The organism is Lysinibacillus sp. G4S2, assembly GCF_030348505.1.
In the GTDB taxonomy this organism is placed as follows: Bacteria; Bacillota; Bacilli; order Bacillales_A; family Planococcaceae; genus Lysinibacillus.
Genome location: NZ_JAUCFJ010000002.1, coordinates 1654300 through 1669327 on the forward strand (window position 1 = coordinate 1654300; position 15028 = coordinate 1669327).

The 15028-nt window shown below is 36.6% G+C and carries 15 protein-coding genes and 1 pseudogene; 7 read left to right on the forward strand and 9 right to left on the reverse strand.

The features are described from left to right. Positions 1–121: 121 nt before the first annotated feature. Positions 122–370, reverse strand: a pseudogene (locus QUF91_RS08390) (cytidine/deoxycytidylate deaminase family protein); the annotation flags it as partial. A 247-nt stretch (positions 371–617) separates the two neighbouring features. Then, positions 618–1295: a DUF2642 domain-containing protein gene (locus tag QUF91_RS08395; RefSeq protein ID WP_289417503.1), complete on the reverse strand. Its 678-nt coding sequence runs from the start codon at positions 1293–1295 to the stop codon at positions 618–620. A 929-nt stretch (positions 1296–2224) separates the two neighbouring features. On the opposite strand from QUF91_RS08395, the gene QUF91_RS08400 reads away from it, so the two are divergent. After that, positions 2225–3568 carry an arsenic transporter gene (locus QUF91_RS08400; protein ID WP_289417504.1) on the forward strand — a complete coding sequence of 448 codons (1344 nt, stop codon included), beginning with the start codon at positions 2225–2227 and terminating at the stop codon, positions 3566–3568. Between the two features lie 733 nt (positions 3569–4301). On the opposite strand, the gene QUF91_RS08405 is transcribed toward QUF91_RS08400, so the two are convergent. Further along, complete coding sequence (locus tag QUF91_RS08405) at positions 4302–4682, reverse strand: hypothetical protein (protein ID WP_285400248.1); 381 nt, start codon at positions 4680–4682, stop codon at positions 4302–4304. A gap of 177 nt (positions 4683–4859) precedes the next feature. Here QUF91_RS08405 and QUF91_RS08410 point away from each other — a divergent pair, with 177 nt between their 5' ends. Then, positions 4860–5390, forward strand: coding sequence for an NfeD family membrane protein (locus QUF91_RS08410; RefSeq protein WP_289417505.1), 531 nt, complete (start codon positions 4860–4862; stop codon positions 5388–5390). Positions 5391–5405: 15 nt separating this feature from the next. After that, positions 5406–6971 (forward strand): flotillin lipid rafts scaffold protein FloT, encoded by a 1566-nt coding sequence (locus tag QUF91_RS08415; RefSeq protein ID WP_289417506.1) that lies wholly within the window; start codon positions 5406–5408, stop codon positions 6969–6971. 48 nt (positions 6972–7019) lie between these two features. Here the strand turns inward: QUF91_RS08415 and QUF91_RS08420 are convergent, their stop codons facing one another. From QUF91_RS08420 to QUF91_RS08430, 3 genes are all read right to left on the reverse strand, one after another. Next, positions 7020–7583, reverse strand: coding sequence for a GNAT family N-acetyltransferase (locus QUF91_RS08420; RefSeq protein ID WP_289417507.1), 564 nt, complete (start codon positions 7581–7583; stop codon positions 7020–7022). A 22-nt stretch (positions 7584–7605) separates the two neighbouring features. Next, entirely contained in the window at positions 7606–7824 is a 219-nt protein-coding gene (locus QUF91_RS08425) for a hypothetical protein (RefSeq protein ID WP_289417508.1), read from the reverse strand. Positions 7825–7997: 173 nt separating this feature from the next. Beyond that, positions 7998–8210 carry a hypothetical protein gene (locus tag QUF91_RS08430; RefSeq protein ID WP_289417509.1) on the reverse strand — a complete coding sequence of 71 codons (213 nt, stop codon included), beginning with the start codon at positions 8208–8210 and terminating at the stop codon, positions 7998–8000. A gap of 212 nt (positions 8211–8422) precedes the next feature. On the opposite strand from QUF91_RS08430, the gene QUF91_RS08435 reads away from it, so the two are divergent. Both QUF91_RS08435 and QUF91_RS08440 read left to right on the forward strand, forming a co-directional pair. Further along, a complete protein-coding gene (locus QUF91_RS08435) occupies positions 8423–9628 on the forward strand; it encodes an MFS transporter (protein ID WP_289417510.1) in 1206 nt (401 codons plus the stop codon). Positions 9629–9734: 106 nt separating this feature from the next. Next, a complete protein-coding gene (locus QUF91_RS08440; RefSeq protein ID WP_289417511.1) occupies positions 9735–10406 on the forward strand; it encodes a peptidylprolyl isomerase in 672 nt (223 codons plus the stop codon). Between the two features lie 67 nt (positions 10407–10473). On the opposite strand, the gene QUF91_RS08445 is transcribed toward QUF91_RS08440, so the two are convergent. The 3 genes from QUF91_RS08445 to QUF91_RS08455 all read right to left on the reverse strand — a co-directional run bounded on the left by QUF91_RS08445 (position 10474) and on the right by QUF91_RS08455 (position 12436). Further along, positions 10474–11256, reverse strand: a complete 783-nt coding sequence (locus tag QUF91_RS08445; RefSeq protein ID WP_285400239.1) for an enoyl-ACP reductase FabI — start codon at positions 11254–11256, stop codon at positions 10474–10476. 209 nt (positions 11257–11465) lie between these two features. Next, entirely contained in the window at positions 11466–12062 is a 597-nt protein-coding gene (locus tag QUF91_RS08450; protein ID WP_285400238.1) for a hypothetical protein, read from the reverse strand. 125 nt (positions 12063–12187) lie between these two features. Next, positions 12188–12436: a ferredoxin gene (locus QUF91_RS08455; protein ID WP_004232564.1), complete on the reverse strand. Its 249-nt coding sequence runs from the start codon at positions 12434–12436 to the stop codon at positions 12188–12190. Positions 12437–12543: 107 nt separating this feature from the next. Here QUF91_RS08455 and QUF91_RS08460 point away from each other — a divergent pair, with 107 nt between their 5' ends. Together QUF91_RS08460 and QUF91_RS08465 are read left to right on the forward strand one after the other, a co-directional pair. Further along, positions 12544–13572, forward strand: coding sequence for a YpbB family protein (locus QUF91_RS08460; RefSeq protein WP_285400234.1), 1029 nt, complete (start codon positions 12544–12546; stop codon positions 13570–13572). Further along, the gene (locus tag QUF91_RS08465) at positions 13573–15015 is read left to right on the forward strand and encodes a RecQ family ATP-dependent DNA helicase (protein WP_285400233.1); all 1443 of its coding nucleotides are present in this window, start codon (positions 13573–13575) and stop codon (positions 15013–15015) included. The last annotated feature ends 13 nt before the right edge of the window (positions 15016–15028 follow it).

The following is a 15028-nucleotide window of genomic DNA, read 5'->3' on the forward strand; positions in this document are numbered from 1 at the left end:
AAATATGAATGTTCAACTCTCTCTTATGATTGAAAAAAACTGAATAATCGACATGAGTGATTTTTTTATCAAAATTTCGATAAACTATTAGTTGGTTTAGTGCAAAAACTTTAACAAAAAAGGCAACCGCTACAATTGTTTTAAATTCGTGGTCTCCTTCCGAAATTGACTTGCCAATTGCCATTGTCCTCCGCACACTGTTATCCTTCCTACATTCGCTTCAACGTGCACAGCTGAAAAAACGTTACCAGAAGTTGTCCTAACCGCTGAACCTATGTGATGTCTTCTGTATAATTGTGTTCTATTACTCTCTCTGCGCTTCTTTAATCAATTCATAGTCTCTATCTTCTAAAGGTATTGCTTTTAACATAATTAATCTCTCCTAAACAACATAAAAAGTAAATTAGTTTTCGGCTTTTTCAAAAGCAACAATCCTTACGAAAAGAGCCTTGATAAAAGGAAACTAAAAACAACAAATTCTCTATTCATAATAAAGTTCATCTTGGACACCATTTCCTACGCTGAAATGGTGGTGTACATAGCAAGATAGATGCGTTTTATAAAAAATACTCAGAGAAGGAGGCTTAGAAGCATCTCCTTTTCTGAGTACATAGTTATTACACTTGATGAACAGTCTGAATATGTGAAAGGTTAAAATAAGTTGAATTAGATTTCCCGTTTTGTATCTCAATAATTTGATCTTTTACATTTATTACTCTACCTATATGGGAAAATTCTTTTCCAAGATTGAATACAACAAGTTTTTCTCTAAGTTGGTCAATTTGAGACCCGAATGTATTGTTTAGTGACTGATTGTTAAGAGGTGACAGACTTAAAAATTCATTTTCACTTATTCCGTAAGGAAACTGATCCTTAGAATATGGACTGAGCCATTTCAAATGTTTTGTTAAAATGAACATTGTTTTGTAAATGGGAGACTCAAATACAAAATAATCATTCATAATAGACGATATAACCCCATGTAGCGCTTGATTTCCTGTTACAAAAATCTCCACATGTATTCCTTTTGCATGTGAAAGTATATTTGTAAGGGTTAGGTCCTTATCAGACAGTTGAGAATTATATCTCGATGTTTCTGAAGGGGGTTGAACATTATTTTCATTGTTATAATCTATTTCTAAAGTTTGAATATGGTCGATTGGTAAATAGACGAACATATTTCCATCATAAATAACAATAATGTCACTACCCGAGTCAATTACTGAACCTTTTAGTATCTTACCTCCCGAGAGTTTAATTATAACAATTTCCTTATTTAGACTTTGCAATAACATAATTAAAATTTACCTCCATTTCTATTCAAGTACTCAAACTATCCACAAATACTAACTGAATAAAGTAATCTATAATACATCCAGCCATTAAGCTAATTGGGATGATTAAGATGCAACTTTAAGATATCCCCTAATTTTCCGTGTTTTAAAATAAACATCAAAGTTAGTGTTGCTTAGGGTATCAATAGGAGTCAATTATGCACAGATGCCTCCTCCAATTTGCGAGACTTGCAACTCGTAAAAGTAACGTTTCTAGTTCCCAATCCAATAATCGCAATGTACCAATCATCACGGTTGGAAGACTAATTAGTTAGAGATACCGTATTAATTAGTCCCATGAATGTTTTACAATCTACACAACTTATTCATTTGAAATTGCTTTTATGTCAATATTTTTTTTGGGGCTTTACTGTGATAAAGCGCATCACGAAGTTAACATTCTCCTATTACCCACAAACTAAATGGTTTCGATTGAATTATTTAATCAAATAGGGCGTCTACTTTATCGTTTCTTTATCTAAAAAAGCGTTCATCCTTTTAGGATAAAGCACCTCTGATTGTTTAATAACGAATAACTATTTTTGTTCGGTTGAGATTAGGGACCTAACTACTAGTATAGAAGTCTCTTTATTCCAAACTTTTTTAATAATACATTGCATGTGTTCGGATTTACTTGAACTCATGTCTTTTTATGTTAATACCACGAAAGTAAATCAAACCTATGCTTTACAGTATACTATTTTAATATTTGAGTAATTTAGTATAAATATTAGAGAAAATAGGTATAAAACCAAGGGAGTTTTAACTTTTTACATATTTATACTACGACGGCATCACTAATCTAATGTATGAGGGAAAAACTTAGTATTTTAGTCTAACAATAAGTTATTTTTCAGAATAAAATAAAATTCCTTGAAGGTGAAAATACTATGCAAACATTAGATATAATAACAATACTGACATTTTTAGTTACTCTTGGTTTCATTTTTTGGAGACCTAGAAATATGAATGAAGCTATTCCTGCATTGGTTGGTGCTATTATTGTAATACTTTGCGGTAGTGTAACCATGACAGATCTACTTATAATTATACAAACAATCAGTGATGCTGCGATTACCATTATGGCTACAATTGTTATGGCGATTGTATTAGAAAGCTTTGGGTTCTTTAACTGGGTTGCAGAACTGCTTACTGAAAAAGCAAATGGGTCTGGCATTCGATTATTCTGGTATGTCAATCTCCTATGCTTTCTCATGACACTCTTCTTTAATAATGACGGTAGTATTTTAATAGCAATACCAATATTAATTATGTTATTAAACAATATGGGATTAGAAAATCGTCAAAAGATTCCATATTTAATTTCTGGAGGTTTAATTGCAACTGCATCCAGTGCTCCAATCGGGGTAAGTAACATCGTAAATCTAATTGCATTAAAAATTGTTGATATGAGCTTGTATTCACATACAGCAATGATGTTTGTTCCTGCAACAATCGGTTTATTACTATTAGTCGGTTTACTGTTTTTATACTTCAAAAAGAACCTACCTAAAACTGTTCCTACAAATGTAACAGGGATGTCTCTTCCTTCCTATCATCCACTTAAACAAATTGCTTTAGGAAAATCTAAGCAAAAGCGTACTAAGTTTATGCTAAATGTACTTCTATTTGTATTTGGCGTTCGGTTAAGTCTGTTCTTAGCCTCGTTTTTAGGAATTCCAATTTCTGTTATGGCGGTAATTGGATCCCTCGTTCTTTTAGGATGGAGATGGGCTTATTTAAAAATACCTCCAGGTGATATGCTGAAAAAAACACCATGGTATATTATCGTTTTTGCGTTTGGTATGTATGTCATCATCTATGGTCTCAATAATATTGGCTTAACGGAATGGTTAATTCAATCTATGCGCCCACTGGTTTCAGAAAACCTACTCAATACAAGCGTCTTAATGGGCGTACTACTTTCAGTACTTTCTAATATCTTCAATAACCACCCAGCGCTTATGGTTGGAACTATTACGTTAACCAATATGGGACTTGACCCTATTTCCTTGAAAGTTGCTTATTTAGCAAACATTATTGGAAGTGACATAGGTGCACTGTTACTTCCTATGGGTACTCTTGCAACACTAATGTGGATGCACATCGTAAGGAAAGGAAAAGTAAAAATCACATGGTGGGAATACATTAAAGTTACTATCATCGTGATTCCTCCCACAGTCATCTTTACATTAGTCATTTTATATTATTGGGTGACATGGCTCTTTTATTAACACTGTGGAATAGGAGACCTAGATTTATTATATGATTATCCTTAAAAATTGTTCTTACACGATTACAGTTTATTTGTTATTAATCAAAGATAATTCATTTATTAGTTGAGAGAAATAACCATTTTAATTTGTAAACCAACGGTACGTTAGAATCAGCTTTTTAAGCTTATACAATTGTGGTATAGAGGTAACTTTAAATCATGCATTAGGTGCTGTGTATTAAAATGAGAGTCTACAATTTCCGTAGACTCTCTACTACATAGCTTTAACTCTCTAAAAGAGCAGGAGCATTTGATTTTGCTCTCAGAGTATTGTACTAGTCTATTACAGATATAAAATAGATTAGGGCTATGAAAAAATGATTGACCAGGCGCTCGTTATATGGTGAGTACCTGGACTTTATGTGTTGTATGTTTCTTAGTTTAAAAAAGATTAGAACGATTACCCTCAATCAATTCCATTCCAGCACACACGCTCGTCATTTTATTTGCTCCAATTAGCACAAAATTAAAGTTGTTTTATGCTTTATTTTTTAGAGATTGAAAGCATTTAATCTCATAAATGTATTGGAATTATAAAAAAGCATATCTGCCGATTGGAGCTTTAAAATAAGTTCGACCGGTGACATGCTTTTTATTTTTGTAGATAAAATCAACGGGTAGAACCATAATGTGGAGTTGATTTCCATTCTGGCTGGGCGCTTTCCTGGGCGGCTGCGTCCGATGAGCTGTATTTATTGCTTTGCTTTTTCCTCAGACTGCTCTCTTTTTGATTGACGATAAAGACGTAGTAAATCAAGCGCAAGTAAAAACACGATCAAATAAAAAACAGGACTGGTATAGGATAAACCTAATTGCGATTCACCGCCAAGTAATGTTAAAACAATCCAAAGCATGACTGTATATACTGTTAAGCCAACATATGCTTTTTTAGAAAGCTTTTTATATTTACCTTTGTCCAACGCAATTTGTACGATGACAAGAGCGATTAATATAAGGAGGATGATTTGTTTAGACAGTATCTCAGATAATGTAGTGTGTGGGAAAAAATCATTGACGAAAAGTAAGGTGAAAAATACAAGAATACAAAAATTTAAAATGGTTGAAAGCTTCATGCAATATCTCCTTAGTTGCCTGTATTCATTATATTGTAACATGGTTCTGTTTGAAGAAAATGAAAATTACTAATATAAAACTATTCATTAGAATGTTTGAAAAAATACAAAAAATTATGAAACTTTCTGTTTGGTACAATCGTATAGAAGGTAATACAATGAAAAGGGGTGAACAACTTGACGCTATTTGGCTATTCACTTGAGCAGATCTTTTTAGTGGTATTAATTTTCGCCGGCCTTGCAACTCTTTTGTTTATGTTTTTTGGTGATGCTGTTGAAGGCATTGGAGAGGGGCTACCGATTTTTAATCCAAGTGTCATTCTATCTTTCATTACGTTGATGTCAGCAGCAGGATTTATTTTAGAAAAGTTAGCCTTATTCCCTAGCGTTTGGAATATCGTTGCTGCTTGTATCATCGGAGCTATTTTAAGTGCACTATTTTATTTATTCGTTCTTGTTCCGCTTAGATCGGCCGATGTTTCTTTAGCTTATACGGAAGAATCGCTTGGGGGTCAGCTTGGAAAGGTAATTGTCCCAATCCCAAGTGACGGTTTTGGAGAAGTTGTTATTGAAACGACAAGTGGTTTGATTTCGAAGCGAGCAACAGGCTTTGACAATGAGGCTATCGACTACGATACGACGGTACTTGTTGTGGAAGTAAAGGAAGGAACGCTTTTTGTGAGATCCTATGAGAAGAAATTTTTATAAAGGAGAGATACGTATATGTCGATGGGAATTTTAAGTGTTTTAGGGATTGTAGCTTTTATTTTAATTGCCATAGTTGCACTGTATGTGACCAAGTATCGTACAGCGGGTCCTGATGAGGCACTTATTGTAACAGGTAGCTATCTTGGCTCAAAAAATGTACATAAAGATGAGTCAGGAAATCGTATAAAAATTATCCGTGGTGGCGGGACATTCGTATTCCCAATTTTCCAGCAAGCGCAGCCATTAAGCTTATTGTCTAGTAAGCTTGATGTGACAACACCTGAAGTGTATACAGAGCAAGGTGTACCAGTGATGGCAGATGGAACCGCTATCATTAAAATTGGTGGTTCTATTTCAGAAATTGCAACTGCAGCAGAGCAGTTTTTAGGAAAGCAAAAGGAAGATCGTGAAAATGAAGCGCGTGAAGTGTTAGAAGGTCATTTACGTTCGATCTTAGGGTCAATGACGGTTGAAGAAATTTATAAAAACCGTGATAAATTCTCTCAGGAAGTACAACGTGTTGCATCTCAGGATTTGGCGAAGATGGGTCTGACAATCGTTTCCTTTACGATTAAAGATGTACGCGATAAAAATGGCTACTTAGAATCGCTTGGTAAGCCACGTATTGCCCAGGTTAAACGTGACGCGGATATCGCGACGGCAGACGCTGAAAAAGAAACGCGTATTAAGCGTGCTGAAGCATCCAAAGAAGCGCAAAAGGCTGAGCTTGAACGTGCTACAGAAATTGCGGAAGCAGAAAAAGAAAATCAGTTAAAAGTAGCTGAATTCCGTCGTGAACAAGATATTGCAAAAGCTCGTGCAGACCAAGCATATGAGTTAGAAACGGCGCGTGCAAAACAGGAAGTAACTGAACAGGAAATGCAAATTCGTATTATTGAACGTCAAAAGCAAATTGAGTTAGAAGAAAAAGAGATTTTACGTCGTGAGAAGCAATACGATTCAGAAGTTAAGAAAAAGGCTGATGCTGATCGTTATGCTGTTGAGCAAAATGCAGTTGCGGCTAAAATGCGTGAACTAGCGCAGGCAGATGCGGAGAAATACCGTATCGAATCGTTAGCACAAGCCGAAGCAGAGAAAATTCGTTTGGACGGTCTTGCGAAAGCGGATGCTGAGCGTGCAAAAGGGGAAACAGATGCAGATATTATTCGTCTTCGTGGTCTTGCAGAAGCCGAGGCAAAACGTAAGATTGCGGAAGCCTTCGAATACTATGGTCAAGCAGCTGTCCTTGATATGATTGTACGTATGATGCCAGAATATGCGAAAGAGCTTGCGAGTCCACTTGGCAATATCGATAAGATTACTGTTGTTGATACTGGTGGAGGAGAAGGAAGCGGTGGTGCCAATAAAATAACTGCTTACGCAACTAATTTAATGTCAACATTACAAGAATCATTGAAAGAAACTTCAGGGATTGACGTGAAGGAACTAATTGAAAGCTATGCAGGTAAACATACATTGCGTCCTGAGTTAGAGCAAATAGCAGCTGGCTTAGAAAAGAAGCAAACAGCTACAGCTGATGAAACACAAAAAGAGATAAAAGAAACAGTTGAACAAAAATAATAACAATAGCCACCTGATGCTAAGTGTCATCAGGTGGCTATTTATCGATTAAGAACAAGAATAGTCCTCATTAATTTGTTTCCACTCACTAGCGAGCATGCCGTATGCAGCATGGTCTACAAAATGATCGTAAAGCCATTCTGCTTCACGAATAGTCCCTTCTTTTGTAAAGCCAAGTCGCTCTGGGATGGCACGGCTTTTTGCATTGTCCACAGCAGCACGAATTTCGACTTTATTGAGCTGTAACTCTTCGAAAGTATATTGTAATAAAGCCTGTACGGTCTTTGTCATAATACCATGTCCTTGAGCTCCTTCACTGAGCCAATAGCCTATCGCAGCTATTTTATTGCTATGGTTTATAGTATTGAAGCCAGCAATCCCAACGATTTCATTTTGAAAAATGATGACAAACGAGAGGCTACTTTTAGCTTCGTGTCCCTTGATACAACCTTCAATATAAGCTGTTGTGTCGGTTACTTCTTTTGTAATATCTAGCCACGGCAACCATTCACGTAAATAGTCTCGAGACGCATCTGTTAATGCAAAAACAGTTTTGGCATCTTCTAATGTGACAGTTCGTAAAAATAATTGTTGATCAATTGTAATTTGCAATAGTTTTCACCTCTTTAATATTTTAACGCATTGTGCATAAGTCATCGGAGTTGTTATTACCAATGATTTCTAGTTGACTGCTTTCACTGTAACACAATATCTGCCAATTCAAAATAGAAAAAATTTTAAATCTACTGGTGGTTGATTTCCGTTCCGGCTGGGCGCTTTCCTGGGGGCGTCCGATGAGCCGCTTCACTCGCGTTGCTCGCTCCAGGGTCTCATCTGTGACGCTGATCCCCAAGGAGTCGCCCAGCCTCCACTCCAATAGCATATGTTTTAACTAATGTCATCCACAACTTTTGGTGATGAGCCAAATTATAAGTAAACTGTATAAAACTGTTACTGGATGAGTTGTTGATTATTTATAGAACCTTGAAAGGGAAATGAAATAACAGGTGTGTTGATTAACCATTTTTATATATTCGAAGAGGCAATTTCTGCTACGGGCTCCTCGCTTTGTTGCTGACGCTTCGCTTTCGCACAGATAAACCATTTGGCGCTGACGCTTCGCTTTCGTGCAGAGCAAGGCTTCCTGCGAGCGAGCGTCGAGCCGCTTCCTCCACTACAATCAGTTAAAATGGAAATATATAAGCGGGATAGTAACGGAAAAATCCTTTTATCGCTCAATAATAAACCCATTTTTTTCTAATCAACTCGCCTGATGAAATAATATTTATAGAGCTTTTCTACTGTTACATATTTGCTTTTTCTGCGTTTAATAAGAGGTGAATAACAGTAATAGGGATAAATATGTCTATTTTTTGACAAGTCTATCGTGTGATTTAAAAAATTGTATTAGAATAATAGTAGGACTGGCTGTACGTAAGGAGAGAGAAAAAATGGGTACTATACAAAGAGGGACTAAGGCCTTTAATAAAGCTAATTGGGCTTTATTTTTAGCAGGCTTTATAACTTTCGCTAACTTATATGTGTCACAACCGCTGCTACCAACATTTGCAAAGGAGTTTCATGTATCACCAGCAGTTGCGAGTTTATCGCTTTCTGTGACAACTTTTGCGTTATCTATCAGTATGATTATTGTGGGCTCATTATCAGAGGCATGGGGCAGAAAATCTTTGATGACGATTTCTATTTTTGCGGCATCTATTCTTACACTTGCACTTGCCTTTGCTCCTAATTTTGAAACGATTTTAGTGTTGCGTGTTATACAGGGAGTAGTTTTTGCTGGATTGCCTGCAATTGCTATGGCTTATTTAGGAGAGGAGATTGACCCATCTAGCTTAGGTATTGCCATGGGCTTATACATAAGTGGAAATTCGGTTGGAGGACTAAGTGGCAGGGTCATTATCGGAACGTTAACAGATCTTTATAATTGGCAAGTAGGGATGATTGTCCTTGGTGTAATCAGTCTTTTGATTAGTGTGTTATTTGTCTGGATGTTACCAAACTCCAAGCATTTTACTGCGCGTCCGTTACAAATAAAGGCACTGACGAAATCCCTTGTTCAGCATTTAAAAGATCCATCGATGCTGTGTCTTTTTGGTATAAGCTTTGTTTTAATGGGAAGTTTTGTGACACTGTATAATTATATTGGCTTTAAATTAATGGCACCTCCTTATAATTTAAGTGCCACAATTGTTGGTTGGATTTTTGTTATTTACTTAGTAGGTACTTTTAGCTCTGCTTGGTTCGGTAGTCTAGCGGATCAATATGGCCGCCAAAAAATGTTGTTATTGTCCATTGCTATTATGTTGACAGGGGCAATTCTTACATTAATTGGGCTACTTAGTTTGAAAATTACTGGGATTACAATCTTTACTTTTGGTTTCTTTGCGGCGCACTCGATTGCCAGTGGCTGGGTGAGTAAGCGAGCCACTCATGATAAAGCACAAGCATCTTCTCTCTATTTGTTTTTCTATTATTTTGGTTCCAGCGTTGGAGGAACAGTAGGAGGGGTTTTCTGGATGCATTATGGCTGGGGTGGCGTTATTGCAATGATTACTGTATTTTTAGTTGTTGCATGTTTACTATCATTTTTATTAACGGGTATTATTGCCAAACAACGTATTGCAACAGGGCCTTAGGAATTGTTTTTATTTTGATGGTTTATATGTTCCTAAAAATGATTTGTCGTAAGCTATTTGATAGTCTTATAATGAGAAGACTGGTATAAAAAGGAGTTGAAAGAATATGTTCGCGCGATATAAAGGATTTTATGTTGCCTTTGCTCTGCTAGCGGTAGCTTTTGTGTTGACGGGTTGTGGAGCAGCTAAAGAAAGTGGGCAATCTGAGGGAAATAAGGAAAAGGAATCGGAAGAAAAGGTGGATTATTCATCAAAAGTGAAGGAAAATCCAATTGTAACAATTACGATGAACAATGATGAAAAAATCGTCATCGAATTAGAACCTTCTACTGCGCCGAATACGGTAGCAAATTTTATTTCCTTAGCTAAAAAAGGCTTTTATGATGGTCTTATTTTCCATCGAGTTGTCCCTGATTTTATGATTCAAGGTGGAGATCCTTCAGGTAATGGTACAGGCGGACCGGATTATTCGATAGAAGGTGAGTTTACATCAAATGATTTTAAAAATGATTTAAAGCATGAACGTGGTGTCATTTCAATGGCTCGTTCAAATGATCCGAATTCTGCGGGATCTCAATTTTTCATTATGGTCAAGGATACACCGCAACTAGATGGCAAATATGCTGCTTTTGGGAAAGTAATCGAGGGGATGGAAACAGTAGATGCTATCGCTGCTGCTGAACGAGATGGTGAAAAACCAATAAAAGATCAACAAATGAAAAAGGTCGAAGTAGATACAAAGGGCTTTGATTACCCAGCTCCAAAGGTAATAAAGTAACAGATTTATAAATCCGAAACAAAAAAAGCATGAGAGATCAATGATGATCTTCCATGCTTCTTTGTATTTAACCCATAATATTGTAGCCAGCGTCGATGTAAATCGTTTCGCCTGTCACACCGCGTGATAAGTGAGAAAGCATCACGATTGTCATATCTGCTACTTCGTCTTGTTGAACATTGCGTTTTAATGGAGCTGTTTCTTCGATTTTGTGTAAAATTGTGTTGAAAGAAGGAACGCCTTTTGCAGCAAGTGTGCGAATCGCTCCAGCTGAGATTGCATTGACGCGAATATTATCTTTACCAATATCTGCAGCAAGGTAGCGCGTAGAAGCCTCTAATGCAGCTTTCGCTACGCCCATTACGTTGTAGCCATCAAGCACGCGTTCTGCTCCTAAATAACTCATCGTTACGATAGAACCGCCTTCAGTCATATAAGGATGTGCTGCTTTTGCTGCTGAAATAAGGGAATAAGCACTAGTATCTTGTGCAAATGCATAGCCGTCACGAGTTGTATTTAAGAAGCGATTGTGTAAATCTTCTGCATTAGCAAACGCTACTGAGTGCACGATACCATGGATAACGCCTACTTTTGTACCGATTTCATCGAAGGCTGCTTTTGTGCTCTCGTCGCTGTTGACATCACATTGTACGATCAGTGAATCAGATTGTCCGATTTTCTCTAATTGCATTTGTAATTTTTTTAATGAACGTTCTTGACGGTATGTGAAAATAACATTTGCACCTACATCAAATAAACGTTTTGCGATACCCCAAGCAATACTTCGATCGTTTGCTACGCCCATTACAACGATATTCTTATCTTTTAATTGTAATAAATTATCCATCATCTATAAGAACCCCTTTATGAAATAATATCTGTTATTAGTACCAACTACTAAAATCTTATCATACATAAAAAATGGATGCAATAATAAGATGAAAAGAGTGTCCAATTATATCTGTGCGAAAGCGAAGTGCTAACGTAGCGACAGCAACAATTACGCAGGGCAAAAAAAATTCATCTCCACGTACTTAGAGACGAATCCAATAGCTGTATTTAAATTTTAGCTGACTCATATATATCTAATGCTCTGTAAACTGCGCTGTGTACTGCAATTCTAAAGGAGTTTTGCGTACGAATAGCCTGTGCCATATATTTGATTGCTCTTGTTTGAACTTTATGAAATGTTTTGTCGCTAGATATAAGATCATCATTCAAATGAGCTAGAAAATAGGGTTGCTGGATTATTTGTTCTATAAGATCTGCCGCATCATTTTGTCCAAATATGTTATAGGCCCAGAGGTCAATATTATTGCCTAGTTGGAAAGCGACGAAATAGAATAAATCATCATCATTTTTCTCGGTAATTTTATGAATAATTTGAATCTTTTTGAGCTCTTCAATTAAAAAAATGTTAATTGAATAGTGCATAGCCTTTGAAGAATTTAAAAAAAGACTATCTTTTTGATGAGATTTTAAAAAGAACCAGCAATTTAAAATAACAGCCCAAGAATCTAATGCATTCATACACTTAGATTGAAAATCGGGAAAAATAGTTTGCCATTTTGCTGCAAGATTTTTAAATTGTTGAATATTTTCTTCATCAATTTGGTATAAGCTATGATCTGTTTCTAATTGATTAAACACTATCATTCCTCCAATAGTTTTTATGTGAAGCCAAAATGGGGAAATAAATCATCATACAATCAATTAAAGCTGACATATAAAAGTAAAGGCACCCGGTTAAGGATGCCTTCAAAACTAATGAAGTGTAAAAACTATTCGAATTTTAATGAGTCGCCATCAAAAGTTTCGTCTGCTACTTTGATTGAGTCAGTTGGGCAACCTTCGAAAGCATCTTGCATGTCTTCTAATAGATCTTCTGGAACTTCAGCAGTTCCCATGTTATCATCTAAAATAACGAAGGCAATCCCTTCATCATCATAATCATAAATATCTGGTGCTGCGGCTCCGCAAGCGCCACAAGCGATACATGTATCTTTATCAACAATTGTGTATTTAGCCATTTTCTTTCTCTCCTTTTACGATATTCCTACAAAGCTTCATACTCATTTTAAAGATGTTTAACTTACATTTCAACATAAATACTATTAAATTGGAGGAATTTGCGTCTATGTTTCATCAAATTTTATTGCAAATCTTTCAAAAACTCAATAATGAACGAACTATTTCAGCTGCCTATCATGTATTGAGAGGGAAGCGCTCAGGCCAGACTATTCAAGATATCGGGCTATTTCAGCTACATAATTATTTTGGGCTACTACCTAAGTTACCTCGAGCAACATTTGATGAGGCCGTATCTTTATTTTTACAGTATAGTTGGTTAATAATGCAAGAATCCGGTCACTATTCCATGAAAAAGCTAGGCTTACAGCGAGCGGAGCAGACACCTGAGTTTTTATTTGATGGGTGGCACTATAGGGGAAATGAGCATCTATTTTTTGCTAGATTCTCTTTAATTGTACAAAGCTTATCCTATCAAAGTGCTGGAATTCGTTCCTTTTCTCCAATAAGTCGGGATACGAATATTCAATCTTGGGTTCGTACATTTTTACTCGAGCATAACTATCAAGATGGGCATTTACAGCAGCAATTATTGGAGGAATGTGAACATGTGCTTTCTGGGTTAACCTTGTCTGAAGCCAACAAACAGCTTGTCCTTTATCGATTAAGTGGTTATGGGTTACCAGGATGGACGTGGCAGCAGCTTGCTAGTGAACGAAAGGAAGAAGTTTTAGATTGTCAATTAGCGTTTATAGAATTGCTACATACATTATTAAATGAAGTACATCAAACAAATGATTATCCGTTACTTGGCAAAATAGCTGAGGAGATAAGAGTAAAGGCGTTACTAACCGATTCAGCTCAGCAAACAGCACATTTATATGAGCAGGGCTATTCAATTGAACAGATTGTGCAAATTAGAAAGCTAAAACAAAGTACAATTGAGGATCATTTAGTAGAATTAGCTATGTATGAACCAAACTTTTCGATTGGTCCATTCGTCTCTTATGAGGAAGCGGAAAAAGTTTGGCAGGCATCGAAACAATATCAAACAAAAAAATTAAAAACTTTGCATGAAGTGGTTGAAGGTATGAGTTATTTCCAGATAAAGCTTGTCCTCGCGAAAGGAGAAGTATAAATGGAACTTGAACAAATATTGGCAAAGCATTTTGGCTATACAGCATTTCGTCCAGGGCAAAAAGAGGTCATTGAAGCAATTCTAGGAGGACAAGATGTTATTGCTTTATTACCAACAGGAATGGGAAAATCACTTTGTTATCAGTTGCCGGGGTATATCTTGCAGAAGCCGGTATTAATTGTTTCTCCGTTGCTTTCGCTAATGCAGGATCAGGTAGAGGAGTTAAAACGCTTTGGGGAAAAAAGAGTAGTTGCCTTAAATTCATTTTTAAATGTAAGTGAAAAACGATATGTATTACATTTTTTAGAGCAGTATCGTTTTATTTTTACATCACCAGAAATGCTTTTACAGCAACAAGTTCAGGACAAGCTTTCGCAAATGCAGTTAGGTTTAATCGTAGTAGATGAGGCTCATTGTATTTCTCAGTGGGGCTTTGATTTTCGACCAGATTATTTACGAATTGGACAATGGTTTTCACAAGTAAATCGTCCACCAGTTTTAGCTTTGTCAGCAACTGCGACAAGTAAAGTAGTCAATGATATACGTGCCACATTGTCGCTAGATGCGCCATTTGAGTTTTTGTATAATGTGGATCGGCCTAATATTCATCTTGGGCGTGTTGTATTTGAGGATAGGGCAGATAAAACACACTGGATAATGCAGTATATAAAAGAAACGGCAGGACCAGGCATTTTATATATGTCCTCGCGCAAGCGTGCCGAACAATATAGCGAAGTACTTATCCAGGCAGGCATACGAGCGGCTGCTTATCATGCAGGCTATGGTGCTGAGGACCGTCAATTTATTCAGCAACAGTTTATTGACGGAGAGCTCGACTGGATTGTGGCTACAAATGCTTTTGGAATGGGTATCAATAAGTCAAATATTCGTCAGGTCATCCATGAAACGATGCCTGCCAATGTAGAAAATTACATGCAGGAGATTGGCCGTGCAGGGCGTGATGGTCAGCCGGCGCTAGCGATTTTACTTTATTGCGAAGGTGACGAAGAACTTGCGAAATTTGTTGTAACAAGTGATTTGCCAACAGCTGGTCATGTCGATCGTTATCAGGAACTACTAAATCAACAAGTACAACCCTCTCAAATGTTGAAAAACGGAGAGCTGAGTGAGACTGCTTTTCGTGTACTTGATTACTGGTTACAACAAGAAACAATAGAACAAGTTAAAGCGCGTTTAAATCATTTGGCACTGGAAAAATACCGTGCTGTCGATGAAATGCAAAAAATTACTCAGACAAAAGACTGTATTCGCACGCAGCTAGTCGGGTATTTTGGGCAAAAATTGCTGAAAAAACCGGAAAACTGTTGTGAAAATTGTGGAATCCATTATGATGAAATCAATAAAGAACGCTTGAAGGAAGAGAAGAAAATAGAAATGATTCCATGGAAAAGTCGGTTAAAGCAACTTTTAATAGGTTTATAGAGGCTTATCACTG